Source organism: Viscerimonas tarda (assembly GCF_054601255.1).
On sequence record NZ_BAAHWV010000018.1, the window covers coordinates 25,241 to 50,490 of the forward strand.

Consider the following 25,250-nt stretch of genomic DNA (forward strand, 5'->3'; position numbering starts at 1 on the left):
TTCAAGGGGTGAAACCCGAAACTTTGAACTATTAAATATTTGTCGAAAAAAAAACCACAAAAATGAAAAGTAAAATTTTATTATCGGTCTTCGTCGTCCTGGCATTTATGTCATGCTCCAATGGGAGCGAGGTGGCTTATAATGAACAAGCAGCCGCTTTGTATTACAGTGCAAGCGACGATTTTGAATTTTGTTACGAAAAATTTAAAGACGGAGGTTTCAAAACCAAGTACGAAAAAGGAGAATTTGACTTGGAAGGCTTTGGCGTCGAAAGTCTGAAAAACAAGCTAACCGGTTGCCAGAATTCGCTGCATTTGCTGAAGCCGAGCGAAAAAGCCCAAGCCTTTCACAGTAAATTGGATGAGTATTTTCAACTTATTGGCGTTGATTTTGCAAATGCATTGCAGGCATACACCGATTTGGATTGCGATTGCCCCGAGAAAAAAGATTCACTGAGACGGAATGTTAACAACCTCTATAAACGTATCTCAGAGCTTGAAGAGCAATGCTTGGAGGTGCAGAAAGCATATATAGAATCTGTTGGAGGAAAAGGCAAAGCACGCTAGATTTAACAACCACGGAGTTGAAATCAACTGATTTGAGTGAAATAAATTAAAATTCGATGTGGGAAAAAATAACAAATAAACCGGCTTCAACAATAAGGAAAACTTATTTGGGTATGGAAAAGATGGACGCTAAAGTCGCAGGTCGAAATAAAGTGCAACTCGTACTTATTCTGCTGGCCTTGGTGTTTTTCGGGGCAGCGGTTTTTGTGCTGAACGTCAAGACGCCTTTTCAATGGGACGATTTTCGCCTGACCCAGATATGGCCGAATGAGGATGGGTTGAAAGTCAAGAGTTTCCACGATATTTTAACCTCGCAATACAATCATTACTACACATGGGGAGGCCGGACGCTGGTTCACATTGTGGCGCAATACCTCGTGTATATTCCTCCGCTGAAAGCCGATATTCTCAATACGCTGGTTTATTTGATTTACGCAACGCTCATCTATTTCCACATAAAAGGCAAGACAAAACACGATTTGTTGCTGTTTGCAGGCGTCAATTTCCTGATATACTTTATGCAACCCGTTTTCGGCGAAACAATCCTTTGGCTGACAGGGAGCGCCAATTACCTCTGGGGAACATCCCTCATCCTGCTGTTTATGCTGCCCTACCGGATGTATGACGGACAACGACCGCCCAAATACACCCTCCCAAAGTGTGCAGGCATGTTGCTGCTCGGAATGATGAGCGGCTGGACAAACGAGAATACGGCTGCTGCCATGATTCTTATGCTGGTTCTGTTTGTCGTCTGTTACAAAATACGGAAATGGAAAATTCCGGCATGGTCGGTGGTTGGAATAGTCGGCGCCATGGCAGGCTACCTGATTATGATTACCGCCCCGGGCAATTTTATGCGCGCCGACCTGCGAACAGGCGGTATGACCATGGACTTATTCTACCTGAGTTACCGCTTCCTCACCAGTACCGAACTGCTGTTCCAGTACTTGGGCGTGTTGAATTTACTCGGATTTATTCTGCTGCTGCTTTTTCGGCAACATTCAAAAAGCGATAAAAACTATTCCTACACCAACTTGTTGATTCTGCTCTATTTCATTGGGACTATTGCCTCGGTGTATGTGATGTTGTTTTCGCCATTCTTCCCGCCCAGGGCTTGGTTTGGTTCTGTAACCTTCAATATCATTGCGTTCGGCATTATTTTCAAGAATCTGAATTATTCGCTGGCATTCCTTCGGAAAATAAGAATGGCAAGCTTTTTCTTCGGGCTGATTCTGTTTGCATTCACCTATTACGAAGCCATCAGGGACGTTATCTATATCGACAATCTGTGGAAAGAACGCACCGGACAAATAAAGCGCCAACAGGCAACAGGAGAAAAATCCACTTTCCATTATACCAATTCAAGAACCAAGTTTGCAATAAGCGACCCCCCATTTTTAGGAAAATGTTTTAGGTGGTATTATGGTTTGGAGGTGGATGTGGAGTGAATTATGTTACCCTTTCAGGGCGCAATCGGCATGTTTGGCATTTTACCCAAGGCGTTGCCGTTGGGCTGGGTTATATAAGGCTTTCAGCCTATTACTTCAGCATTTTAGCGTGAGGAAAATGGGAATAGTGTGGAGAATTTATCCGGTAACGCCGTGAAGCGGCAGTATAACCTAGCCCAACGGCAACGCCTTGGTAAAACATCCAACATACCAATGAATCCCTGAAATGGCAGCATAACCCATCCAAGCATAACCAATTAATAACCAGCAAAATATATTACAAATGAAATATATAAAAGACATAGAATTGTTTGCGAAGGGTTTGTTTTACAAACTCGACAAAATAACTATCAATCCGGTTATTCACAGGCTTCTTTTCGGCTTCGTCATTGCTATATCCTTCACCCTGATTTATATTTTCAACGTCCTTCATCCGCTTTTTGGCGACGATTGGATGTATAGCGTTACCGAAACGGGGCATGTAAACTCCTTCGGCGATATTTTGCGCGAACAATATAAGCATTATTTTGAATGGGGTGGGCGTTCGGTGGTGCATGTCATTGCTCAGAGTTTGCTTTTGGCGGGGACTTGTGTGGGCGACTTGCTCAACAGTCTGGCATACGTTTTGTTTACGCTTGTCATCTATTATCTGGCTATCGGAAAATGGCAACTGAATGTGTCGCTCTTGATTGGGGTGAATATGCTTGTTTGGTTTTTTCAACGCGAATTTGCCGCCTCTACCTTATGGATTACCGGAAGCGCCAATTACCTGTGGGGAACATTAATCGTCGTCGCATTCCTCATCCCCTTCCGTCAACTTATTTTTAAACAGGGAAAAACGAATGACGGCTACCTGAAATGTATTTTGCTCTTTCTGGCGGGAATCGTTGCCGGATGGACAAATGAAAATACCGCTATCGGTTTAATTTTCTTCTTGTCCGTGGTATTGCTTTATTGCAAACACAAAACTGGTTCTATTCCCAAATGGACTGTCGCGGGATTTGCAGGCGCTGTTTGGGGATGCATAACAATGCTTGCGGCTCCGGGTAATCAGGCTCGAAGCGAATACCTGAGAACCAATGAGGGTGTTTCCGAATCCCTTGTCGATGGGTTCGTGCGGTCGCTCTTTGGCTTTTACAACAACTCGCTCTCGCTGACTTTCATCTTCTTTTTCCTCCTGATTTTGTTTTATGCGTATGGAAAAAAGAAAAACAGATACAATTCTAAAACCAAAGGCAAGGTATATTTCATTACTGTGCTGTTTTTTACTGCTGCCATAGTGGCAACATTGGCCATGTCGGCCTCTCCCATTTTCCCCGACAGGGCTTCTTTTGGGCTGAATACCTTTATTATTATAGCGATTTGCACCTTTTACGCCAACCTGTACCTGAAAAACAAGCTTATAAGATGGCTGAGCCGGACAACGATAATTTTTGCCTTGTTGACCTTTGGCATGGATTACTACACCGGGTACAAAGAATTATCATACGCCGATAGCGTTATACAAAAGCGAATTGCGACCATAGAAACAGGGAAAAAAGAAGGCAAAGAGGCTTTCGTTTTTGAAGATAATCCCTTGAAAGCCCAAACCCGCTTCCTGCACTATTGGGAGCTATCGGCCAACCCCGAAGATTCGCCGAACAAGTGGCTTATCCGGTATTACGACATTCAATCGGTAAAATTTATTGAGAAAAAATAACACGGCATAAAATATGGCAACATTAATTCACAACGCGCTGGTAATTAACGAAGGCGAGTCTTTCACCGGCTCGGTATTAATCGAAAATGAAGTGATAAAAAATATCTTCAGGGGCGCTGTTCCGCTTTCCGTACTGGATAATTCGGACGTGATTGATGCTGAGGGTTTGTGGTTGTTACCCGGCGTTATCGACGACCAAGTGCATTTTCGCGAACCGGGACTGACCTACAAAGGCGATATTTTTTCCGAAAGCCGCGCTGCCATTGCCGGAGGGGTTACCTCCTTTATGGACATGCCCAACACCAAACCACAGACAACCACGATAGAGGCTTTGGAGGCCAAGTTTGAGATTGCTTCTCAGAAGGCTTTCGCCAATTATTCGTTTTATATGGGCGCAACCAACGATAATCTGGCTGAACTAAAAAAGGCTGATAACAAGCATGTTTGCGGGATAAAAGTGTTCATGGGCTCTTCCACGGGGAATATGCTTGTGGATAAAAAGAAGTCGCTGGAGGGCATTTTTGCCGAAATAGACATGCTGATAGCCGTTCATTGCGAAAAGGAAGAAATTATTCAGAAAAACATCGCGCACTACAAAAGCCTGTTTGGCGAAACTATCCCGATAAAATACCATCCCTTGATACGAAATACCGAGGCTTGTTACCAATCGTCTGCCGAAGCTGCCGAACTGGCCGACAAATACGGCGCGCGCCTGCATATTCTGCACCTGTCAACGGCAAAAGAAATAAGCCTCTTTGATATTAAACCGCTGAAAGATAAAAAAATAACCGGAGAGGTTTGTGTTCACCACCTGTGGTTTTCGGATGAAGATTACGAGAAATACGGCGCTTTAATCAAGTGGAATCCGGCAATAAAAACCAAAGAAGACCGCGACAGCTTACTGCAAGGCCTGTTGACCGACAAACTCGATATTATAGCTACCGACCATGCGCCTCATTTGCCCGAAGAGAAACAGGGAGGCTGCCTTCAGGCTGCATCCGGCGGGCCTTTGATACAGCATTCGCTGCAAGTGATGCTGGACCTATCGAAACAAGGAAAGATGACGAAAGAAGAGGTGGTAACTAAAATGTGCCACGCTCCGGCCACACTTTTCCGCGTGGAAAAAAGAGGCTATATCCGCGAGGGATTTTTCGCCGATTTGGTTTTGGTGAACCCGTCAAAAGAATATGCGGTTACAAAAGAAAATATACTCTACAAATGTGGCTGGTCGCCATTCGAGGGGCACACATTTTCTACTTCTGTTGAGAAAACATTTTTAAATGGCCGGTTGGCTTTCGATAAGGGTGTTGTAAACGAAATCAGAGGGCAAGCCTTGAGGTTTGAGCGGTGAAACGGTTTAAGGCGACACACACAGACGTGGCACGCCACGTCTCTACAAAACGCTGTATGTGGTCGCGGTACGCCACGACCCTACGAAACCTTGAATCTTGAACCTTATTCCAATATGCCTTCAAATCTCATCAGCGACCTCGAATTTTCTTGAATAATGAGGCTGGCCGTTCCATTTGTGAGGATGCTGAGCGTGGCGTATCTCACCGAATAAAGGTCGTTAGGCGTAAAGGTTGCCTGTATGGTGCGACCTTTCGATTTCACTTCGTACTTGAAATCCGTACTAACGAAATGGATACCCTGAGTAAGGCCGGGGACGCCCATATACGATTTTCCCATATATGGCAAGTCGGCTTGGATAGTATCTTTCGACACCTTAAAAACATACCTCGAAGTCAGATTAAAAGCGGCGGCATCCACGGCGATGTCGGTCGGCAGGGCGACTGTAGCCACAAAAGTATATTTTTGACCTTCAACTATCTCCTTCATTTGATCCAATCTAACTTGCTCATCCATCGATAATTCTTTCGGCTTACAGCCTGTGATGCCTACCACAATCAGTAGGAAACTTATTACCAATACCTTATCAATCTCTCTCTTCATAATAATTTATTATAGAAATTATACACAAAATTGTCTTGCCAATACGCAAACCCTCCTGTACAGGGCGAATTATAACACCCACAAATATAACTATAAAAGCAAGATATACATGAATTATAGAGGAGAAAAAACGCCTTTTCAATGATAATAGAAGTTAAAGTAGCAGCCGAATCAATAGATAAAAATTTATAAATATTTTTTTGATGGGGGAAAAAGTAGAAATTCTTCCTATTTTTGTAGCCTAAATAAATGTACTTCAAATTGATAAAAGATGAGATTGAGACACATAACTTACTTATGTTTAAGCTTATTGTTCATATTTTCGTGTAAAGACGATACCGAAAGCGTTACATACGACCAGTCGAAAGATGCCCAGATATATTCTTTTTCTCTGGCCGCATCGTTTTATAAAAGCGAAGATTCTATTGCAAGAAGACAGGATTCTATCCTTTTCAGGGCGTTTACAGCTGCACGCTTCGCCATTAATCAGGTAACGGGAACAATTTACAACCCCGATTCGTTGCCTTATGGATTGAAGCCAAGAAAAGTTAAACTAACACTTACCTTCAACGAGGCATACGGAGGCGTAAGCAAATTTGAAATACATGTTCCCGATTCGGCTGATTTTTATGAATGGAACAGTACCGACTCGGTCGATTTCTCGAAGATGCCTGTCCTGTTCCGAACCGTTGCTCCTTATAGCAACGTAAAAGAGTATAAAATCGACCTTCGCATCCATCAAATAGACCCCGACACGATTGTTTGGCAGCAAATGCCCGACTTTGAGGCGGAAGACGGCAAACAGAAAGTATTGACGTTAAATAATACTTTTTACGCCTATTCATTGTCCGGTTCCTCGGCATCGCTTTTCACCACTAGCAGCGCCAATCTGTTATGGGAAAATAAAGCCTTGCAAAACTTCCCTCTCTCCACCATCATTGAGAGCATTTGCATTATGGGCAACAGTTTTTTTGCCATAACCGAAGAGGGCGATTCCTACTCGTCGGTTGACGGCATCAGCTGGGAAAAACAGAATAATGGCGAAAATGTGTTGGCCATTTACGGCGTACTGCCAAGCACAAAGGCCGAAGATGACCTGTTGTTGGTCGCACTGAAACAGTCCGATGGCAAGAACTATTATGGCACAACAAAAGACTTGAAAACGATTGATGTCATAGCGAATGTTTCGAGTTCGCCGAATGACGCCTCTATACAGGCCGGATTCCCCGTAAAAGGTTTTTCGGCAATTACCAATTACAACAGGGGCGGACACTACAATCTGTTGATTGTGAATGCCGGACTAAATGCGGACGGCAAAGACTTGAATTCCACCTGGCTGGTGAGGAAATCGGCGGAAGGGCTGGAAATGGCTCCTTCGGTTAAGAACCCTTTCTTTGCCGGAAAAGGGACTTCTGCATTTTTGTACAACAACTACCTGTATGTTTTGGCCAAAGTCTCGGAAAATGGGGCGGTGAAAAATAAATTGTTCTACTCCAAATCCTGGGGCGAAATCTGGGGCGCAGTTCCCGGCAAACAGGCAACAGACCCGGCCATGCTGGTGCGTTCGGAGCAATCGGTTATAGTTGATGATAAAAATTATATATGGATATTCGGTGGAATATCTAAAGACAATGCCTATTTAAAAGACAGTTGGAGAGGGCGTTTAAACAAACTAAACGTTAATTAAACCTCTATGACAATAATTTTGTGCTGAACTTTGCGTTCTTATAAGGAAGAACTACATTATTTATACGTTGAATAATGAATATAAGAATATGTATAATCGTTTGCTTTACTGCTATTGTAACGCTTCCTTGTTTTGAACTTTCGGCACAAGAATATAAATATGAGATAGGTGGAATGGCCGGAACATCTTCTTATATGGGGGATGCGAACAAAACGGCGCTCTTTCGGGAGCCAAAACCTGCCGGAGGAGTGATATTCAGGTACAACAAGAATTTCAGGTTGGCTTACAAGGCCAGTTTGGCGTTCGGTGGTGTGTCGGGAACTACCTTGAAATCGGGAAATGCTTTTCCGAATGGCGCACAGGCATCGTTTAGCCGGACGTTTATTGAGTTGGGCGGACAGGTTGAGTTTAACTTTTTCAGTTACAGCGACAAGTACGCTTATCTGGGAACAAGAAAGATTTCGCCTTACATGTTCACCGGACTGGGAATAACGGCGGCAACAGGCGATAATTTTTTTACGGGACTAAACATCCCCTTGGGAATAGGCGTAAAATATAAGCTGAAAGACCGGTTGAATCTTGGTTTTGAATTTTCGTTCAGAAAATTATTCGGAGACTCATTCGACCAGCCTGAAAAAGAAAGATTCGGATTAAATGATCCGTACAACATAAGTAGCAGTAGTTTGAAAAATAAAGACTGGTACTCGTTAACAGTGTTCAGCATCACATGGGACTTCGGAATGCGAAAAGACCCCTGTCTGAACGATGCGCTTTAATAACAGTTACATTAAAAGAAAAGACAATGTCGTTTCGAGATCAAATAAATACAGAAAAATTACCCCGTCATATTGCCATCATTATGGATGGCAATGGGCGCTGGGCAAAACAACGCAACGAGGCCAGGTCTTTCGGGCACAAGGAAGGCGTTACTTCTGTGCGGCAAACAATAGAATCTGCGGCAAAACTCCAGTTAGAATACATTACCTTATATGCTTTCTCCACCGAAAACTGGAATCGCCCCGAAGAAGAAGTTCAGGCCTTGATGACCCTGCTGGTACAAGCAATTGTGCGAGAAACGCCCGACCTGATAAAAAATAACATTTCCCTTAAAACGATTGGCGATACAGGTCGCCTGCCCGCCGAAACAAAAAAAGCTTTAGACCAATGCATTGAGGATACATCCAAGTCCACCGGACTGACCTTGATTCTGGCGCTGAGCTATTCGTCGAGATGGGAAATCACACAGGCTGTTAAAGACATTGTTAAAGAAGTCAACGACAATACATTAAACAATATTACCGAAAGCGCGGTAAGCGCCCGCTTAGCTACCAGAGACTTTCCCGACCCCGATTTGCTTATACGCACAGGGGGCGAAAAAAGAATCAGTAACTTTTTGTTGTGGCAAGCGGCATACGCCGAACTTTATTTCACCGATACGCTTTGGCCCGATTTCAGAGAGGAATCACTGTATGAAGCAATAGTGGATTATCAGAACAGGGAACGGCGATTCGGAAAAACCAGCGAACAAATCATGAATCAATAATTGAAATTTAATTGATAATAAAAACAGATAGTTATCGGTTGAAATCAAACAAAACAAAAATGAATAGAATATTCTCAAGAAGTTTAGTTTTCCTATTTTTAATTTGTCTCATATTCAAAGCACAAGCTCAAGGTAGCGACTCGATAAGCTCTCCGGTAGAGGTAGTCAGCGAAGTAATTCCTGTTATATCATACAGCCAAAGCCCTAAAAAATACGAGATTGCAGATATAAAAATAGCCGGCTTGGTAAACTCAATGTACGAAGATTTTGTACTTGTGGGGTTTTCGGGTTTATCGGTTGGAGACAAGATAGATGTACCCGGCGACCAGATAACAAACGCCATAAAACGTTTTTGGAAGCAAGGATTGTTTTCGGAAGTGAAGATATTGGCTACAAGAATCGAAGGCGATAAGATATGGCTGGAAATAAACCTCAAAGATCGTCCCCGCATATCGGAGATTGATTATTCGGGACTGAAAAAAGGCGAAAGGCAAGACATCGAAGCCAAAATCAACCTCGTGAAAGGGAACCAGATAACTCCCAACCAGTTAGACCGGACAAAGACCATTATAAAAAGATATTTTGAAGATAAAGGCTTTAAAAATGCCGAAGTGAATGTGTCGCTAGTGGACGATTTATCGAAAGAAAATCAGGCGATTCTGAAAATTGGAGTCGATAAAAAAGAAAAAATTAAAGTCAACAATGTTACCATCACCGGCAACAAAGACGTATCGACTGCCACACTGGAGAAAGCGATGAAAAAAACACGGCACAAGCATACCTTCAAAGCTTTTGTCCGAAATTTCCTGCGTTCGACCAACTTCGTCCCCGAAAGTTACGAAGAAGACAAAAACAACCTGATAGCCAAATACAACGAATTGGGCTACCGCGATGCCGAAATATTGTGGGATACGGTGTATAGCCACAACAGCAAGAAAGTGGACGTAGAACTGAAAGTCAACGAAGGGAGCCGCTACCATATCCACAGCATTAATTTTGTGGGAAATACCGTGTATCCCTCCGACCGCCTTCAATTTTTCCTCGACATGAAAGAAGGGGATGTCTATAACCAGAAAAAAATGCGTCAACGCCTCGAAGAAGACGATGATGCCATCAAAAACTCGTTCTATTTCAACAATGGGTATATATTTACGCAGGTTGACCCGGTAGAAACAAACGTAGAGAACGATTCGGTGGACTTGGAAATCCGCATTATTGAAGGACCTCAGGCCACAATACGCAAAATACTAATATCGGGGAACGACCGCTTATACGAAGATGTTGTGCGCCGCGAACTAAGAACAAAACCCGGACAACTCTTCAGCAGGGAAGACCTGATGAGGTCGTTGAGGGAAATCGCACAAATGGGGCATTTCGACCCCGAACACCTCACGCCCGATGTGCAGCCGGATATGGAAGCAGGCGCCGTGGATATAGGCTACCAACTGACATCGAAAGCGAACGATCAGGTAGAATTTTCAGCCGGATGGGGACAAACAGGCGTTATCGGAAGATTGAGTTTGAAATTCACCAACTTCTCGATAAAGAACTTATTCAACCCCAGCTCCTACAAAGGAATTTTGCCTCAGGGCGAGGGGCAAACGCTCACCATTAGCGCGCAAACCAATGCCAGCTATTATCAATCCTATTCGGTATCCTTTATGGACCCGTGGTTTGGCGGCAAGCGACCCAATATGCTGTCGGTAGGTGCATTCTACTCGCGTCAGACGGGTGTCAACAGCAACTATTACAACAACAATTACAGCTATTATGGCTATGGCTACGGCGATAGTTATGGCGATGATTATAACTACAACTCGGCCTTAGACCCCGATAAAACCTTTGAAACAATTGGCCTTTCGGTGGCTTATGGTAAACGCCTTAACTGGCCGGATGACTACTTCCAGTTCCAGGCCGAATTGTCTTATCAATTGTACAAGATGCGCGACTGGGATTATTTCCTCGTGAGAAACGGTTCGAGCAACAACCTGAGTGTGAACCTCACTTTGCAACGGAACTCCATCGACCAACCCATCTATACCCGCAGAGGTTCTACCTTTAGCCTTGGATTGCGGGTTACTCCGCCATTCTCGCTTTTCGATGGAAAAGATTATGCCAATATGGCGAGAGACGAGTCGGGATTTGAAACCAGTGAAAAATACCGATGGATTGAATACCATAAATGGAAATTCCAGTCGAAAACATATACTTCGCTGGCCTCTATCGAGAAAACGCCGGTGTTGATGACCCGGGCCGAATTTGGGATAGTGGGATACTTCAACAAAAACAAAAAATCGCCCTTTGAAACATTTTATGTGGGTGGAGATGGTATGTCGGGATATTATTCGAACTATGCCACAGAAACTATCGGCTTGCGCGGATACGAGAATGGCGCATTGGGAAGTCAGGCAAGCGCTTACTCACGCCTGGGATTTGAGTTGAGATACCCCTTGCTGTTGGAACCAACCTCAACCATCTACATGCTGGGCTTCGCCGAAGGTGGAAATGCCTGGTACGATATAAAGGATTTCAACTTGTTCGAGTTGAAACGCTCGGCAGGTTTTGGCGTCAGAATCATGCTTCCGATGATTGGTTTGATGGGAATTGACTGGGCATACGGCTTCGACAAGGTAAATGGCGCCAGAGACAACAGCGGTGGACGATTCCACTTTATTATAGGACAAGAATTTTAACAATTAACATTATTTATACAGGTCGCATTAAACGAAGATCCTTGTTTTGCTATCTAAGATGTGTAATAACTAAATTTTGGAATTATGAAAAAGATTATTTTATTAACCGGTTTATTCATCGCTTTCACAGCGAGCAGTTACGCTCAGAAATTTGCATTAATAGACATGGAATATATTTTAAAGAATATAAGTACATACGAAACTGCAAATGAACAATTAGACGTTTTATCGAAAAGATGGCAGGCAGAAGTAGATAAGGCGCAGCAGGAAATTCAGAACCTGTACAAAACCTATCAATCGGAACAGGTCTTTTTGTCGGCAGAACAAAAAACAAAAAAGGAAACCGAAATAGTAGAAAAAGAAAAAGCCGTTCAGGAATTGAGGCGGAAGTATTTTGGCGCCGAGGGCGAACTCTTCAAACGGAGGGAAACACTTATCAAACCCATTCAGGACGAAATATACAATGCCGTAAAAGAGATTTCAAACCTCAAAGGCTACCAGTTGATACTCGATAGAGCCTCGGCCTCAAGCGTTATTTTTGCATCTCCCAAGATTGATATTAGCAATGAGGTGCTCGCAAAGCTAGGATATTCAAAATAAATACCTACTTTTGCCCTGAATTTAGAAACAAATAATAAAAAATAGAAAAACGTTATGTTGAAAAAACTCATTATCTTTTTGGTTGTTATAGCCCCGGTAAGCATTTCTGCCCAAGAAAAACTGGCTTACATTATTACAAACGAAGTGTTTACACAAATGCCCGAGCTCAAGGATGTTGAAACAAAACTGGCTACAAGGCAGGAGGAAATTAAAAAGAATATTGCTGCGATAGAGGCAGAATACAACAGCACTATACAAAAGTTTCAGAATTCGACAGATTCTATAACACAAAGTCTTGCGCTCGACCGCCAGAAAGTGCTGGAACAATTGCAGGAAAGGTACGAAACTTATGCTCAAAACAGTTCTAAAGAATTGGAAGAGCTACGGGGGCAACTCTTAACGCCGCTTCAACAAAAGTTTCAGAAAGCAGTGCAGGAGGTAGGCGCCGAACAAGGATACACCTACATTATTGATGCTGCGGCTATTATGTACGTCAATCCCAATGCGGTGAATGCCGGTAATTTTGTAAAAGCTAAATTGGGAATAAAATAAATCCTGAAAAAAGAATGATATGAAAAATCAGCTCATCGGTCGAATAATGAGCTGATTTTTTTCAACCCTATTCAGTATTGGGGCTTTTTATTACTTTTGCACAGTATTTTATAATTAAACATATTACATAATGAAGAAAATATTCCTTATCGCAATTTTCGCTGTTCTTTGCGGAAATCTTTTTTCTCAGAAGTCCAACAAAAACCTCTCCATCAAGACGGAGATAGATTCCATTTCGTATGCTTATGGAATAGGTTTAGCACAACAGGGACTGAACCAATACATCTCTCAACTTGGCGTAATTGCCGATACCACAGGCATCCGTGCTACATACAACGCCAATATAGCAGCGGAAACCAGCCCGGCCCAAAAAGCCAAACTGGAAAAAGAACTAAACTTCAAATTGGATTCGATAAACAAGGTAAATACCAAAAATATTGCGCTGTTTGCCGATGGAATCACCGCCCGCTTCAAAGCAAAAGACAACAACTCGGCTTACTTTGAAGGAACTTCAATTGGTAGCCAGTTGACCAAAATGATTCCTTCTTTTTCGGCTCAATTGTATGGCGATGACAAAAAGAACGAAATCAACAACGATTTGGTGCTTTTGGGATTAATCAGCGCGTTGAAGAATCAGAAATTGCTCATGGATGACTCTTTCAACTTTGTCGAAAAAAAGATGGCTGCCGCACAAGAAAAACTGAATGAGGAAAAAGCGGAGAAGCTTAAACTGCAATACGCCGATGAAATAGCAAAAGGCGAACAGTTTTTTCAGGGAAACAAAGCCCGGCCCGGCGTAACTACGCTGCCGGACGGACTTCAATACCAGATAGTAAAGGAAGGAACCGGCGCAAAACCTACCATCAACGACAGGGTTAAAGTACACTACAAAGGCACGCTTCTCGACGGAACAGTATTTGATAGCAGCATCGACAGAGGCGAACCGGCCATATTTGGCGTAGGACAGGTTATTAAAGGATGGACAGAAGTGTTGCAATTGATGCCCGTAGGCTCGAAATGGATCGTATTCATTCCCTACAATTTGGGCTATGGAGCAACTGGAGCAGGCGATAAAATCAAACCTTTCTCGGACTTGATTTTTGAAGTAGAGCTTCTTGGCATCGAATAAAGAAAGTTAAGATGGTCGGAGATAAGGTTTTGATGCTTTTATTGAGCGTCATTCTCTTGGCGTTGGCGTGCGGAAATGAAAGCAGGTAAAAAAATACTCAAATGGCTGCGTAACATCGTCATTGCATTTTTTGTTATCAGCATCTTGCAGGCGCTGATATTCAAATTTGTGCCGGTGTATTTTACGCCTTTGATGCTTATACGCAGTGTGGAACAATTGGCTGACGGAAAAAGCATCACTTGGGAACACAACTGGGCGCCCCTCGATGAAATTTCTGACAAACTGCCCGCAGCAGTAGTGGCATCGGAAGATAATTTATTCCTCGATCATCAGGGATTCGATTTCGAGCAAATCGAAAAAGCGCGAAAGGAAGCAGAAGAAGGTAAACGCCAACGCGGAGCAAGCACAATCAGCCAGCAAACCGCCAAGAATGCCTTTCTATGGCCGGGGAAATCATACATCCGAAAAGGATTGGAAGCCTATTATACGGCGCTTATCGAATTTGTTTGGGGCAAGGAGCGCATCATGGAGGTGTATCTCAACTCCATAGAAATGGGCGATGGTATTTATGGCGCGGAGGCCGTGGCGCAAAATCATTTCCACAAATCGGCAAAAAAGCTTTCGCGGGACGAATGCGCCCTGATTGCGGCCAGTTTGCCCAACCCCCGAAAATTCAATTCGGGGAAACCCTCCAAGTATATGCAAAAACGAAAAGGGCAGATTATTTCGCTGATGGGGAAAATAAAGCCTGTTAAGTTCGACTAGTTGCCTGAAATCCTCGTTGCCGCATGGCCTCAAAAGTGAGGATTGCCGTAGAAACAGACACATTCAACGAGTCTATCCGGCCCCTCATCGGTATTTTTATTCGGGTATCGGCATTTTCCAGCCAAAAAGCGGTTAGCCCGTCTGCTTCCGTCCCCATGACGATAGCCGCCGGTTGTTTGAAATCGGTATCCTGATACCAGCTTGAGGCTTGCAGCTCGGCGGCAAAACTGCGTATATTATTTGCCCGAAGCCAGCGCAAAGCCTCCTCCGACGGGCACACAGCCGTTTGCACGGTAAACAAGCATCCCACACTCGAGCGGATGGTATTCGGGTTGTACAAGTCGGCCAAGGGGTCGCATATTATTACGGCGTCGGCAGCAGCGGCGTCGGCAGTACGCAAAATAGCGCCTAAATTCCCCGGTTTCTCAACCGCCTCCAACACAATGATGAAGGGATTATCGGATAAATGCAAGTCGCTTAACGAATGGTTTTTAGGTCTGGCCAGAGCTAGTAAGCCATCGGAACCTTCGCGGTAGGCAATTTTTTGAAAAACGCTTTCACTCACTTCCTGTTTAATTGAATCGGGCAGCGTGTCCAGCACCTCCGGGTAATCGGTCGAGGCAAACAGCTCGGGGCAGATAAACACCGCCTGTATGCTGTAATCGCCGACCAAAGCAAGCGACAACTCCCGTCCACCTTCTATAATGAACAAGTTCTGTTGTTTCCGCTCTTTATTCTTAGCTAACTTGGTTATATTCTTAATCTTAGGGTTTTGCAGACTGCTGATTGTTTCCATTGTGTTCCGTACAATTTATAAACTGTTTCCCAAAAGTAGTAAAAAAGTTATGAGTTGACGAATGTGGGTGATGAGAATAATGAGAATAATGTGCCAATGAGACTAATATGTCAATCTTGCTGTCATTGCGGGCTCCGACCCGCAATCTTCTGGCCAATTGTCTGAACCATGATTTTAATATGATTAATAGGATTTACATGATTGTATCGTAGGGGCGTATTCGATACACCCCCTACACATTCTTCGTTGGGCAACCGAAAGGGATTGCCCCGACATTAACCAATTTCGCATAAAAATGTTAAATATAGAACATTATTAATCGTCTTGTTGTTTAATTTATAAGTTCAACTCTTTCGCAGGGCGCCTGCCGGAAGTTGGTTGTCATTAATATATTATTTATTAGTTAAACATGAAGAAGAAAGAGACTATTTAAGTGATTGAACAGTCTCTTTTTTCTTTCATAATCAGGGCTCACCAGCAAACCCCTGTGTTTAACCCTCGAAATCATAGCCCATCGGGCTTACATATCAATAGAAAACAGCCTAATCTCCCTCATAAATTGTCCGTAGGACATTCACCTGCTCATTGGTGTATCCCCTACGGGGAAAATGGCGAATCGGAATGCTATTTTTCTATTGATATGGATGTCCTACGGACAATTGTCGTAAAAATAAGTGTCGCCTCCATGCGTGGCTTGGCAGGGAAATTTGACCATCAATTCGTAAATCATGTTTCCCCTGTTCCGTTAGGAACAGGGGAAACGGGCTTTCAAAATCTAACGTACCGTCATTGTGCGGAGCGTAAGAGGGCGAATAAAATTCTTTCTGTTTAGATTATTGCCTAAACACAGTTTTGCTGGTGAGCTATAATCAGCTTTGTTTTTTATTAGGCATGATTAATGAAAAAAATAAAGCAGTAAATAAAAACGACAAAATGAATTTAATCAGGGATTTTTTATCGGTATGTCCCTCAATTAAATAATTCACAGTTGCTACCATTCCAGCGACGAACAGGGCGCTTAACAGAATTCTATATTTCCTCATAATGAACTAATATTGACGAATCGCTCTTTCATACAAATATACATGAAACTTTTCAATTTATATACAGGCGAATAAATTTGAAAAAATATACTTTTTTCATCAAAATACTTCATTGACTAAAATTTTAAACAGATTCTTAATACCTTTGGCGGGAAAATCAACGCATTATGATCGAAATCCATCAAATACCTTCGCCCTGCTACGTTATGGACGAAAGCCTGCTGAGGGAGAACCTGGCTCTTATCAGGTCGGTAAAGGAACGGGCTAAAGTCAATATCATACTGGCATTTAAAGCTTTTGCCGTATGGAAATCTTTTCCCATTATCCGCGAATATATTCCGTATTCAACCGCCAGTTCGATATACGAAGCCCAATTGGCTTATGAAGAAATGGGAAGCCCGGCTCATACTTTTTCGCCAGCCTACACCGAAGAGAATTTCCCCGTATTTCTGAAATACAGCAGCCATATAACATTCAATTCGCTCTCCCAGTTCAGGCGTTTTTATCCGCTGGTGGTTGCGGGAGGAAACAAGGTGTCGTGTGGATTAAGAATAAATCCCGAATATTCGGAAGTGAAAACCGACCTCTACAATCCGGCTATCCCCGGGTCGCGCCTGGGAATTACCAACGAACACTTGCAAGCGGATTTGCCGGAAGGTGTCGAAGGTTTGCATTTTCACACCCTCTGCGAATCGTCCTCGTACGATTTGGAGAAAACGCTCCAGCATGTTGAAGAAAAGTTCGGGCATTTGCTTGGCAAAGTAAAATGGCTGAATATGGGCGGCGGACACTTAATGACGCGAAAAGACTACAACATCGAACACCTGATAGCTTTGTTCGAATCGTTCAGAGCGAAGTATCCTCAGCTCGAAATTATTATGGAACCGGGTAGTGCTTTTGCCTGGGAAACCGGAGTACTTGTTTCGAGGGTAGTGGATATTGTGGAAAACAGGGGCATAAAAACAGCTATACTGGATGTATCTTTTGCCTGCCATGCGCCCGATTGCCTCGAAATGCCCTACAAACCACATATACAGGGCGCTTACCACGAATCGGTACCCGGTAAACCCAGCTACCGCATGGGTGGAAACAGTTGCCTGAGTGGTGATTTTATCGGCGACTGGTCGTTTGACGAACCCTTACAAATTGGCGACAGGATTGTTTTTGAGGACATGATACACTACACAATCGTAAAAACAACGATGTTCAACGGCATACCCCACCCTGCAATTGCCCTCTGGACAAAAGACAATAAGCTCGAAATATACAGAGAATTCGATTACCCGGATTATAAAAACAGGATGAGCTAAAGCCTCTCCAACCTCCCAGCCTCTATCCCCCTTCGGGGACTTTCTCCAAAAGGAGAAAGGAAAAGGTAAAAGTTTTTGGGAGGCTTTTAGTTCCCCCTACGGGGGATTAGGGGGCTCACTTTCTCCATCGGAATGCTTACTTCAATTGTGCCTTCCGAGTAGGGGGCAATCTCGTATTCGTTGTAAATATAAACCAGCTCGTCCTTATTCAGGTAGAAATTTCCGTTGGGTTGCACGTCGTCTTTATCGAAGAGTACCTCGTCAATCCGGTCGCCGTATTCCAAATTCAACGCTTCCAGAATAAGCGATTTCAATTTGGCTGTTGAGTTGGGTTTGAAAAAATTGGATTCGTCAAGCAAGGTGGCATTCCTCAAATCAATGTTGTAAATCCGCACATTGTGCGACCCGTGGGCGCCACCCATATAACTTTCTGTTAAGGTCTGCACCGTCAGAATACTGTCTATCGAATCCACTACCGCCGTTTTCACAGTTTGATAATAGTTTGCGAAGTCCGCCATATCTCCGTCCAATTCGGAGGTCATCAGGGGTAGGGATTGTTTCGTCTTGAGCAATAGCGCCATATCTCCGTCTAATTCGGAGGCCATCTCCAGGGATTCATCCGTCAGCTGCTTTTCAAAAAGTTCAAAGGCTCCCTTCGGGCTACGTCCGGCATAGTCTTCACCTGCAAAAGCCAATACAAACAAATTCTGTAACTTGTTCAGCAAGCTATCGTTACAATATGCCACCGGATAAGTGAATTCGAGCTTTAATTTCATGTACGGCTTGGTAGAATCGTTAGATGCAAAAATCTTTTTATCAACTTTCAGGGTATCAAAAGCCAAGCTCTCTTTCTTTACAGGTTCGGTACACGAAAGCAAAAAGAAGAACAAAAATAAAAACACCACAAAATTTTTCATTGCACAACAAATTAGGTAAATATTAAATACAATAAGAACAATAAAAATATAAATTAATCGTTTGAATGATAAACAATTTAATTTAAAGCCTATGAGCAATAACTCTACACTCAAAGATAATAGAATTATCAATAAAAAAGAAACTAAAGCCTCGGAAAAAGCAATCTGCTTCCTGAAAATGTTTGCGAGGGCGTATTGTATCGAGAAATCGCTGCCTTCTCCCATTAATGGGGTTTATGTGAATTGATAATTAGCTTTAATATACCAAGGCAAATGCATGAAAAAAGTTACTGCTTATGCCTTTCGGTAAAGTTGCTGATATGAGCAGGAGATTCCTCCCTTTGGTCGGAATGACTGTCTCCTTTTTGGGAGAGAGGATGAGGAAGCGGCGGCGAAGCCGCCGCTTCCTCATCCCTTAAACCACTAACAGGCGAGTCATTCCAACCAAAGGGAGGAATCTCATCCGTAATAGTGCTAGTAAAATTTTTCAAGGTTTGCCCTGATTAATTTGCTGATTCGTTTTTCGTTTCTCATTTTTATTCCCTATATTTGTTATACAAATAAAGCCGATAAAAGATGAATCATAAAATAGCTCCATCCATATTAACTGCTGATTTCTTAAATTTAGAATCGGAAATCAATCTTATCAACGAGAGCGAAGCCGACTGGATACATTGCGATGTAATGGACGGCGTCTTTGTTCCGAATATCTCGTTTGGTTTTCCTGTTTTAGACCGGCTAAAAACCGTGGCCAAAAAACCGCTCGACGTTCATTTAATGATTGTTCAGCCGGAAAAATTTATTGCGCAGGTAAAAGAATCCGGCGCTTATATGATGAATGTTCATTACGAAGCAAGTCCCCACTTGCACCGGACAATCGGCGCTATACACGAAGCCGGAATGAAGGCCGGAGTAACGCTCAACCCGCATACTCCCGTCTCTCTGCTCGATGATATTCTTCAGGATGTGGACATGGTGCTGGTTATGTCGGTGAATCCGGGCTTTGGCGGACAAAAATTTATCCCCCGGTCGGTTACAAAAGTCCGCGAGTTGAAGGAGATGATTCTGAGGAGGAACCTCCCTACCTTAATTGAAGTGGATGGCGGCGTAAACCTCGAAACCGGAAAATTGCTGCTTGATGCAGGCGCAGACGTACTGGTAGCCGGAAACGCCATTTTTGCCAATGCACAACCAAAGGAGATGATACATAAACTGAAAAGCATCCGGTAACTCCGATAAACTGCGGTGTATGCAAAATGCTTTGGCAAGGCTGCCTTTTCTCCGTTTATTGCTGCCCCTGTTAGCGGGAATCGTTTCCCAGTACTTTTTTTGTTCGCAAAATTGGGCTTTTCCTTTCCTGTTTCTGGGGCTTGTACTCATGGCCTTTTCGTTTTTTATTCGTCCGCGCGAGCACTACAAATGGCGCTGGTTATTTGGCGTCGGCTGTTATTTTTTTCTCTTTTCAATCGGGCTCATCTCAACCTCTCTCAGGCAGGCGCAATCGGCCTTCACTTTTCCTGAAGCTAAAGCCCAATACACGGGCGTAGTAGCCGATATTCCACAAGTCAAGCCTAAATCAATCGCTTGCAATCTGCAGCTCAACGGGTCGGATAAAAAAATAGTTTGCTACCTGCAACCCGGCATCCGAAGCAATAAACTGACTGTTGGCGAAGAAATCAGTTTTTCGGGTAAAATACAGCCATTCAAGCATTTCGGCAACCCGAACGACTTCGACTATCCCCGTTATATGTATAACAAAGGCTTCGCGGGAACCCTCTATTTATATTCGGACGACTGGGAATCGACAGGGCGCAAGCCTTTTTCGGTTTTGTCGTTCGCTCTACAATGCCGGCAATCTATGCTGGAATTTTATCAAAGCCTGAAACTGGATGATGAAGAATATGCCATCCTCTCGGCCCTAACGCTCGGATACAAGGATGTGCTTTCCGCCGACCTGAAACAAGCTTTTCGCGCAACCGGAACCGCCCACGTACTGGCTGTAAGCGGAATGCATGTGGGTATTATCTACGGGGTTATTCTCTCTCTGTTTGCCTTGTTTGTCCGTTCGGGGAAACATTACCGGACGTTGCAGCTGCCTATTATCGTCCTGCTGTGGTGCTATGCATTTGTTACGGGTTTTTCGCCCTCCGTCATCCGGGCGTCCATTATGCTGACTATATTTTGCGTTGCAACTATCTTCGGCAGAAAAGGGCTTAGCTACAACAACATATCGCTGGCCGCTTTTTTCATGCTCTTAGTCAATCCTTTTTCCTTGTTCGATGCCGGATTTCAATTGAGCTTTGCCGCCGTATTGTCAATCCGCTTTTTCCAACCTGTTTTATCCGGCTTGCTTAGCCCGAAAAACAACTACATCCGAAAAGGCTGGGAGCTTTTCACCTTGTCCATTGCGGCACAAATTGGCGCTTTTCCCGTTTGTCTCTACTATTTCGGCACGTTCCCCAGCTACTTCTTCATCACCAATCTGTTGGTGGTACCCTTGGTCTCCGTTTTGTTTTACGGCGCGATATGCTTATCGGCAGCGGCATTAATAGCGAGCGCTTTACCGGCTTTCTCCGGCTACATTTATTACCTGCCTGTTAGCTTCCTGAAGTTGGTAATCTCCCTTATGACAAGTCTTGTCCGGTTTTTCGAGCAACTTCCGTTTGCACTGATTGAGGACATAAAATTATCGTTTACGGATGCGGCCTTGCTGATTGCTGTCATCCTGAGCATATCGCTGTTTTTGATGCACAAACAAGCCAAATTATTTATCTGCGCTTTGAGTTTTGTTTTGCTTATATGCCTGTTGCATTTAGGCGAATCGGCTGTCTTTAAGCAAAATGAGTTGACTATTTATCAAAAAGACAAGCTACCCGTCATTGCTTGGAACACCGGAATGGTTTCACATACCATCAACAGCATAACGACAAATAAACTAATCGACTTAAAAGGGAAACGCTTTTTATCCCTCGTTTCGGACGAATGGGACGAAAAGCAAACCGCTGAGAGATACCCACTGGATTATCTGCACATTGTTAACGGCAATTCAATTTCTTTGTATTCTTTAACTCAAACCTTTTACATCCAATCGGTGATTATAGATAGCTCATTATCAACAAAAAACAGGAGGCGGATAACGAAAGAATGCGAAAAATTGAAAATACCTTATTACGATATGTCGCGAAAAGGCATTTTTCGGATAAATTTTTAGTACTTTTGCCAAGATAATATAACCGATACGTGTATATAAAGCGATGATTTCTAAAATAATAGCCCAGGAGAAGATTTCCAGAGTAGCCGACTTACTCGACAAGTACGACAAGATTGTTATCGTTACACATGTTTCGCCCGACGGCGATGCCATTGGGTCTTCCCTCGGATTATTCCATTACCTGAACGACTTGGGTAGCGAGGTTACGATTATCACGCCCAATTCGTTTCCCGATTTCCTGAAATGGATGAAGGACGCGAAGGACATTCTTAATTTTGAGAAATATCCCGATTATGCGAAGAAACTGATTGAGGATGCAGAACTTATTTTCTGCCTGGATTTTAATGTCCTCAAACGAATTTCGGGGCTTGGTAACCTGGTAGAAAACGCTAAGGCGAAAAAAGTACTGATAGATCATCATCCCGACCCGGCTGATTTTTGTGATGTTACCATATCCTATCCCCAAATATCTTCGACTAGCGAACTTATCTTCCGGTTGATTTGCAGGATGGGCGATTTTGACGCCATTAGCCGCGAGGGCGCCGAAGCCATTTATGCCGGTATGATGACCGATACCGGAGGTTTCACCTACAACTCCAATAACGAAGAAATATACTATATCATTGGTCAGCTGCTCCGAAAAGGAATTGATAAAGACCAGATATATGCCCGTGTATATCACAATTATTCCGCCGATCGCTTTCGGATGCTGGGCTTTATCCTCTCCGAAAGGATGAAGGTATATCCCGGGTTTAATACGGCCTTTATGTGGCTCCGCAAAGAAGAACAGTCGTCCTATAACGCCAAAAAAGGCGATACCGAAGGCTTTGTGAATATTCCATTGAGTATTCAGCACATCGTGTTCTCGGTTTTTATGCGCGAAGACGATGGTCTGATAAAAATCTCGTTCCGTTCATCCGGCAGTTTCCCCTGCAATGCATTTGCCTCTCAGTATTTCAACGGTGGAGGGCATCTCAATGCCTCAGGGGGCGAATATTACGGTTCGCTCGACGACGCAATCAGCATTTTTGAAAAAGCATTACCCGAATATATTAACCAATTAAAACAACAAAAAATTAGTTGAATGAAAAAGATAGTTGGATTTACACTCATTATAGCCTGTGTTTCTTTGGCGCTGTCGTGCAGCCACAGCGAAACATACGCCGATAAGCTAAAAAAAGAACGGAAAGCAATCAACAACTTTATAGATAGAAGAGGGATACAGGTCATCAAGCAATATCCCGAAAATGGCGTTTTTGGGGAAAGAGAGTTTTTTCTGGACCCTAATTCCGGCATTTACCTGCACGTTGTTGATTCGGGAAACGGACGAAGAGCCACCACCGGACGGAAAGTATATGTTCGCTTTAAGGAAACCGGAAGCCTCATCTCCAACCCCACCGATGCCGATCTGACCGATACAAACAGCGATGGAGTGGCCTATCAGGATTACCTCTACTTCACCTACGGCGATGCCTCCACCTATATCGACTATTCGCTGACCGGTAATATTACCGTTTCGAATTACCTCTATAAATCGCCGGGGATGGTTGCTCCGCTCAAGTTTGTTGGCGATAGCGCCATTGTTCAGCTGATTGTTCCTTTCAAAAACGGATCGGGGCTTCAGCAAACATCTTACGAACCGGTTTACTTCGGGTATTTATTTTACGATTTTCAGAAAGAACAAGGAGAATAAAAGCTCCTCCAACCTCCCCACAGGGGAGGCTCCAAATCCTCCCTACGGGGGGTGGTGGGGCTGCTAATTAAGAAATATGACACTAATAAAATCAATTTCGGGAATACGGGGAACTATCGGCGGAAAAGCCGGTGATGGATTAAACCCCTTGGATGCCGTAAAATTTGTTTCGGCTTATGCTACATTTATCAAAAAAACAACCACAGTAAAAGAACCTAAGATTGTTGTTGGTCGCGATGCGCGCATATCGGGTCCCATGATGGAAAATGTGATTGTCGGCACGCTGATGGGTATGGGCTTTGATGTTGTTAACATTGGATTGGCCACCACTCCAACTACCGAACTGGCTGTTGTTTACGAGAAGGCTTGCGGTGGTATTATCCTCACAGCCAGCCACAACCCCAAACAATGGAACGCATTGAAACTGCTCAACGAAAAAGGCGAATTCCTGAATGCCGAAGAAGGCGCTGAAGTGTTGAGGAATGCCGAAGCAGCCGATTTTGTTTATGCCGATGTTGACCACCTGGGCAAAGAAACAAAGAAAGATTACACCGACAAGCATATACAATCGGTCTTGGATTTGAAACTGGTGGATGTTGATGCCATAAAATCGGCGAATTTCAAGGTGGCGATTGACTGTGTAAACTCGGTTGGCGGCATTGTTATTCCCAAGCTCCTAAAAGCGCTGGGCGTGCAGAATACCATTGAGCTGTATTGCGAACCCAACGGCCACTTCCCTCATAACCCGGAACCACTTCCCGAACACCTGACCGAAATATCGGCAACCATCAAAAAGCAAACAGCAGATGTGGGCTTTGTAGTCGATCCCGATGTCGATCGCTTGGCTGTTGTGTGTGAAGATGGGGCGATGTTCGGCGAAGAATATACGCTGGTTGCCGTTGCCGACTATGTACTGAAACATACGCCGGGCGCAACCGTTTCAAACCTCAGCTCGAGCAGGGCTTTGCGCGATGTAACCCGAAAATACGGAAAGGAATATTACGCGGCTGCCGTTGGCGAAGTAAACGTTACGGCCAAAATGAAAGAAAAAAATGCCATCATCGGCGGCGAAGGCAATGGGGGAGTCATCTACCCCGAAAGCCACTACGGACGCGATGCATTGGTTGGTATCGCCCTGTTTCTGACACATTTGGCGAATGAAAAGAAAACCGTAAGCCAATTGCGCGCAACTTACCCGCAATATTACATAGCCAAACAAAAAATAGAATTGACACCCGACATCGACGTGGACGCAATACTGGCGGCTGTTAAAGAAAAATTCAGTTCGCAGGACGTAACCGATATAGATGGCGTTAAGATAGATTTCCCCGAAAAATGGGTGCATCTCCGCAAATCGAATACCGAGCCCATCATCAGAATCTACTCGGAAGCCTCCACGATGAGCGATGCCGAAAAACTCGGCGCCGAGATTATTGATGTGATAAAGTCGCTGGCGAAATAAATAGTCGTCGGCAAAGCCAAGAGGCTGTGTCAAAAGTATTTTTTCTTAGATTGTCATTGGCTCAGGCCGATTTACGCTCCGCTCCAATTGCTAGCTCCGACCCGCAATCCCCTAAGCAAGGCACAAGTTTTGAGGCTTTGCCAGGAGATTCCGTGTCAAGCACGGGATGACAGGCTTTTGAAG

The 25,250-nt window shown here is 43.8% G+C and carries 22 protein-coding genes; 18 read left to right on the plus strand and 4 right to left on the minus strand.

The window, feature by feature from the left end; genetic code table 11:
* Window positions 1-62 precede the first annotated feature (62 nt).
* From ACYPWY_RS09305 to ACYPWY_RS09320, 4 genes are all read left to right on the plus strand, one after another.
* The gene (locus ACYPWY_RS09305; protein ID WP_459685254.1) at window positions 63-566 is read left to right on the plus strand and encodes a hypothetical protein; all 504 of its coding nucleotides are present in this window, start codon (window positions 63-65) and stop codon (window positions 564-566) included.
* A 113-nt stretch (window positions 567-679) separates the two neighbouring features.
* Window positions 680-2,014, plus strand: a complete 1,335-nt coding sequence (locus ACYPWY_RS09310) for a DUF3329 domain-containing protein (RefSeq protein ID WP_459685255.1) — start codon at window positions 680-682, stop codon at window positions 2,012-2,014.
* 283 nt (window positions 2,015-2,297) lie between these two features.
* Window positions 2,298-3,713 (plus strand): DUF3329 domain-containing protein, encoded by a 1,416-nt coding sequence (locus ACYPWY_RS09315; protein ID WP_459685256.1) that lies wholly within the window; start codon window positions 2,298-2,300, stop codon window positions 3,711-3,713.
* 13 nt (window positions 3,714-3,726) lie between these two features.
* Window positions 3,727-5,064 (plus strand): dihydroorotase, encoded by a 1,338-nt coding sequence (locus ACYPWY_RS09320; protein WP_459685257.1) that lies wholly within the window; start codon window positions 3,727-3,729, stop codon window positions 5,062-5,064.
* A 104-nt stretch (window positions 5,065-5,168) separates the two neighbouring features.
* Here ACYPWY_RS09320 and ACYPWY_RS09325 read toward each other — a convergent pair whose 3' ends face one another.
* Window positions 5,169-5,666 (minus strand): DUF4251 domain-containing protein, encoded by a 498-nt coding sequence (locus tag ACYPWY_RS09325; protein WP_459685258.1) that lies wholly within the window; start codon window positions 5,664-5,666, stop codon window positions 5,169-5,171.
* Between the two features lie 271 nt (window positions 5,667-5,937).
* On the opposite strand from ACYPWY_RS09325, the gene ACYPWY_RS09330 reads away from it, so the two are divergent.
* The 8 genes from ACYPWY_RS09330 (at window position 5,938) to mtgA (ending at window position 14,635) form a co-directional block, all read left to right on the plus strand.
* A complete protein-coding gene (locus ACYPWY_RS09330) occupies window positions 5,938-7,353 on the plus strand; it encodes a DUF6242 domain-containing protein (protein ID WP_459685259.1) in 1,416 nt (471 codons plus the stop codon).
* A gap of 74 nt (window positions 7,354-7,427) precedes the next feature.
* Window positions 7,428-8,129: a type IX secretion system protein PorG gene (gene porG / locus ACYPWY_RS09335; RefSeq protein ID WP_459685260.1), complete on the plus strand. Its 702-nt coding sequence runs from the start codon at window positions 7,428-7,430 to the stop codon at window positions 8,127-8,129.
* 26 nt (window positions 8,130-8,155) lie between these two features.
* The gene (locus tag ACYPWY_RS09340) at window positions 8,156-8,896 is read left to right on the plus strand and encodes an isoprenyl transferase (protein WP_459685261.1); all 741 of its coding nucleotides are present in this window, start codon (window positions 8,156-8,158) and stop codon (window positions 8,894-8,896) included.
* A gap of 59 nt (window positions 8,897-8,955) precedes the next feature.
* Complete coding sequence (locus ACYPWY_RS09345; RefSeq protein ID WP_459685262.1) at window positions 8,956-11,589, plus strand: BamA/OMP85 family outer membrane protein; 2,634 nt, start codon at window positions 8,956-8,958, stop codon at window positions 11,587-11,589.
* Window positions 11,590-11,673: 84 nt separating this feature from the next.
* On the plus strand, window positions 11,674-12,189 hold the full coding sequence (locus ACYPWY_RS09350; protein WP_459685263.1) for an OmpH/Skp family outer membrane protein: 516 nt from the start codon (window positions 11,674-11,676) through the stop codon (window positions 12,187-12,189).
* A gap of 54 nt (window positions 12,190-12,243) precedes the next feature.
* The gene (locus ACYPWY_RS09355) at window positions 12,244-12,741 is read left to right on the plus strand and encodes an OmpH/Skp family outer membrane protein (protein WP_459685264.1); all 498 of its coding nucleotides are present in this window, start codon (window positions 12,244-12,246) and stop codon (window positions 12,739-12,741) included.
* A 130-nt stretch (window positions 12,742-12,871) separates the two neighbouring features.
* Window positions 12,872-13,870, plus strand: a complete 999-nt coding sequence (locus ACYPWY_RS09360; protein ID WP_459685265.1) for an FKBP-type peptidyl-prolyl cis-trans isomerase — start codon at window positions 12,872-12,874, stop codon at window positions 13,868-13,870.
* A 75-nt stretch (window positions 13,871-13,945) separates the two neighbouring features.
* Entirely contained in the window at window positions 13,946-14,635 is a 690-nt protein-coding gene (mtgA, locus tag ACYPWY_RS09365; RefSeq protein WP_459685266.1) for a monofunctional biosynthetic peptidoglycan transglycosylase, read from the plus strand.
* On the opposite strand, the gene ACYPWY_RS09370 is transcribed toward mtgA, so the two are convergent.
* Entirely contained in the window at window positions 14,622-15,431 is an 810-nt protein-coding gene (locus tag ACYPWY_RS09370; RefSeq protein ID WP_459685267.1) for a TrmH family RNA methyltransferase, read from the minus strand. The two genes, mtgA and ACYPWY_RS09370, sit on opposite strands and share 14 nt — an antisense overlap.
* A gap of 1,210 nt (window positions 15,432-16,641) precedes the next feature.
* On the opposite strand from ACYPWY_RS09370, the gene nspC reads away from it, so the two are divergent.
* Entirely contained in the window at window positions 16,642-17,784 is a 1,143-nt protein-coding gene (gene nspC / locus ACYPWY_RS09375) for a carboxynorspermidine decarboxylase (RefSeq protein ID WP_459685268.1), read from the plus strand.
* A gap of 86 nt (window positions 17,785-17,870) precedes the next feature.
* Here the strand turns inward: nspC and ACYPWY_RS09380 are convergent, their stop codons facing one another.
* Both ACYPWY_RS09380 and ACYPWY_RS09385 read right to left on the minus strand, forming a co-directional pair.
* Window positions 17,871-18,701, minus strand: a complete 831-nt coding sequence (locus ACYPWY_RS09380; protein ID WP_459685269.1) for an RsiV family protein — start codon at window positions 18,699-18,701, stop codon at window positions 17,871-17,873.
* Window positions 18,702-18,988: 287 nt separating this feature from the next.
* Complete coding sequence (locus ACYPWY_RS09385; protein ID WP_459685270.1) at window positions 18,989-19,192, minus strand: hypothetical protein; 204 nt, start codon at window positions 19,190-19,192, stop codon at window positions 18,989-18,991.
* 85 nt (window positions 19,193-19,277) lie between these two features.
* Between ACYPWY_RS09385 and rpe the strand changes: the two genes are divergently transcribed.
* From rpe to glmM, 5 genes are all read left to right on the plus strand, one after another.
* Window positions 19,278-19,931, plus strand: a complete 654-nt coding sequence (rpe, locus tag ACYPWY_RS09390; RefSeq protein WP_459685271.1) for a ribulose-phosphate 3-epimerase — start codon at window positions 19,278-19,280, stop codon at window positions 19,929-19,931.
* A gap of 19 nt (window positions 19,932-19,950) precedes the next feature.
* Window positions 19,951-21,912: a ComEC/Rec2 family competence protein gene (locus ACYPWY_RS09395; protein ID WP_459685272.1), complete on the plus strand. Its 1,962-nt coding sequence runs from the start codon at window positions 19,951-19,953 to the stop codon at window positions 21,910-21,912.
* Window positions 21,913-21,955: 43 nt separating this feature from the next.
* The gene (locus ACYPWY_RS09400) at window positions 21,956-22,996 is read left to right on the plus strand and encodes a DHH family phosphoesterase (protein ID WP_459685273.1); all 1,041 of its coding nucleotides are present in this window, start codon (window positions 21,956-21,958) and stop codon (window positions 22,994-22,996) included.
* Window positions 22,997-23,605, plus strand: coding sequence for a DUF4827 family protein (locus ACYPWY_RS09405; protein ID WP_459685274.1), 609 nt, complete (start codon window positions 22,997-22,999; stop codon window positions 23,603-23,605).
* Between the two features lie 76 nt (window positions 23,606-23,681).
* Entirely contained in the window at window positions 23,682-25,067 is a 1,386-nt protein-coding gene (gene glmM, locus ACYPWY_RS09410) for a phosphoglucosamine mutase (RefSeq protein WP_459685275.1), read from the plus strand.
* Window positions 25,068-25,250: the final 183 nt, after the last annotated feature.

Bases quoted from the DNA above. Each gene is read 5' to 3' on its own strand.
- ACYPWY_RS09305 (WP_459685254.1), top strand. From the start codon at position 63: ATGAAAAGTAAAATTTTATTATCGGTCTTCGTCGTCCTGGCATTTATG.
- ACYPWY_RS09310 (WP_459685255.1), top strand. From the start codon at position 680: ATGGAAAAGATGGACGCTAAAGTCGCAGGTCGAAATAAAGTGCAACTC.
- ACYPWY_RS09315 (WP_459685256.1), top strand. From the start codon at position 2,298: ATGAAATATATAAAAGACATAGAATTGTTTGCGAAGGGTTTGTTTTAC.
- ACYPWY_RS09320 (WP_459685257.1), top strand. From the start codon at position 3,727: ATGGCAACATTAATTCACAACGCGCTGGTAATTAACGAAGGCGAGTCT.
- ACYPWY_RS09325 (WP_459685258.1), bottom strand. From the start codon at position 5,666: ATGAAGAGAGAGATTGATAAGGTATTGGTAATAAGTTTCCTACTGATT.
- ACYPWY_RS09330 (WP_459685259.1), top strand. From the start codon at position 5,938: ATGAGATTGAGACACATAACTTACTTATGTTTAAGCTTATTGTTCATA.
- porG (WP_459685260.1), top strand. From the start codon at position 7,428: ATGAATATAAGAATATGTATAATCGTTTGCTTTACTGCTATTGTAACG.
- ACYPWY_RS09340 (WP_459685261.1), top strand. From the start codon at position 8,156: ATGTCGTTTCGAGATCAAATAAATACAGAAAAATTACCCCGTCATATT.
- ACYPWY_RS09345 (WP_459685262.1), top strand. From the start codon at position 8,956: ATGAATAGAATATTCTCAAGAAGTTTAGTTTTCCTATTTTTAATTTGT.
- ACYPWY_RS09350 (WP_459685263.1), top strand. From the start codon at position 11,674: ATGAAAAAGATTATTTTATTAACCGGTTTATTCATCGCTTTCACAGCG.
- ACYPWY_RS09355 (WP_459685264.1), top strand. From the start codon at position 12,244: ATGTTGAAAAAACTCATTATCTTTTTGGTTGTTATAGCCCCGGTAAGC.
- ACYPWY_RS09360 (WP_459685265.1), top strand. From the start codon at position 12,872: ATGAAGAAAATATTCCTTATCGCAATTTTCGCTGTTCTTTGCGGAAAT.
- mtgA (WP_459685266.1), top strand. From the start codon at position 13,946: ATGAAAGCAGGTAAAAAAATACTCAAATGGCTGCGTAACATCGTCATT.
- ACYPWY_RS09370 (WP_459685267.1), bottom strand. From the start codon at position 15,431: ATGGAAACAATCAGCAGTCTGCAAAACCCTAAGATTAAGAATATAACC.
- nspC (WP_459685268.1), top strand. From the start codon at position 16,642: ATGATCGAAATCCATCAAATACCTTCGCCCTGCTACGTTATGGACGAA.
- ACYPWY_RS09380 (WP_459685269.1), bottom strand. From the start codon at position 18,701: ATGAAAAATTTTGTGGTGTTTTTATTTTTGTTCTTCTTTTTGCTTTCG.
- rpe (WP_459685271.1), top strand. From the start codon at position 19,278: ATGAATCATAAAATAGCTCCATCCATATTAACTGCTGATTTCTTAAAT.
- ACYPWY_RS09395 (WP_459685272.1), top strand. From the start codon at position 19,951: ATGCAAAATGCTTTGGCAAGGCTGCCTTTTCTCCGTTTATTGCTGCCC.
- ACYPWY_RS09400 (WP_459685273.1), top strand. From the start codon at position 21,956: ATGATTTCTAAAATAATAGCCCAGGAGAAGATTTCCAGAGTAGCCGAC.
- ACYPWY_RS09405 (WP_459685274.1), top strand. From the start codon at position 22,997: ATGAAAAAGATAGTTGGATTTACACTCATTATAGCCTGTGTTTCTTTG.
- glmM (WP_459685275.1), top strand. From the start codon at position 23,682: ATGACACTAATAAAATCAATTTCGGGAATACGGGGAACTATCGGCGGA.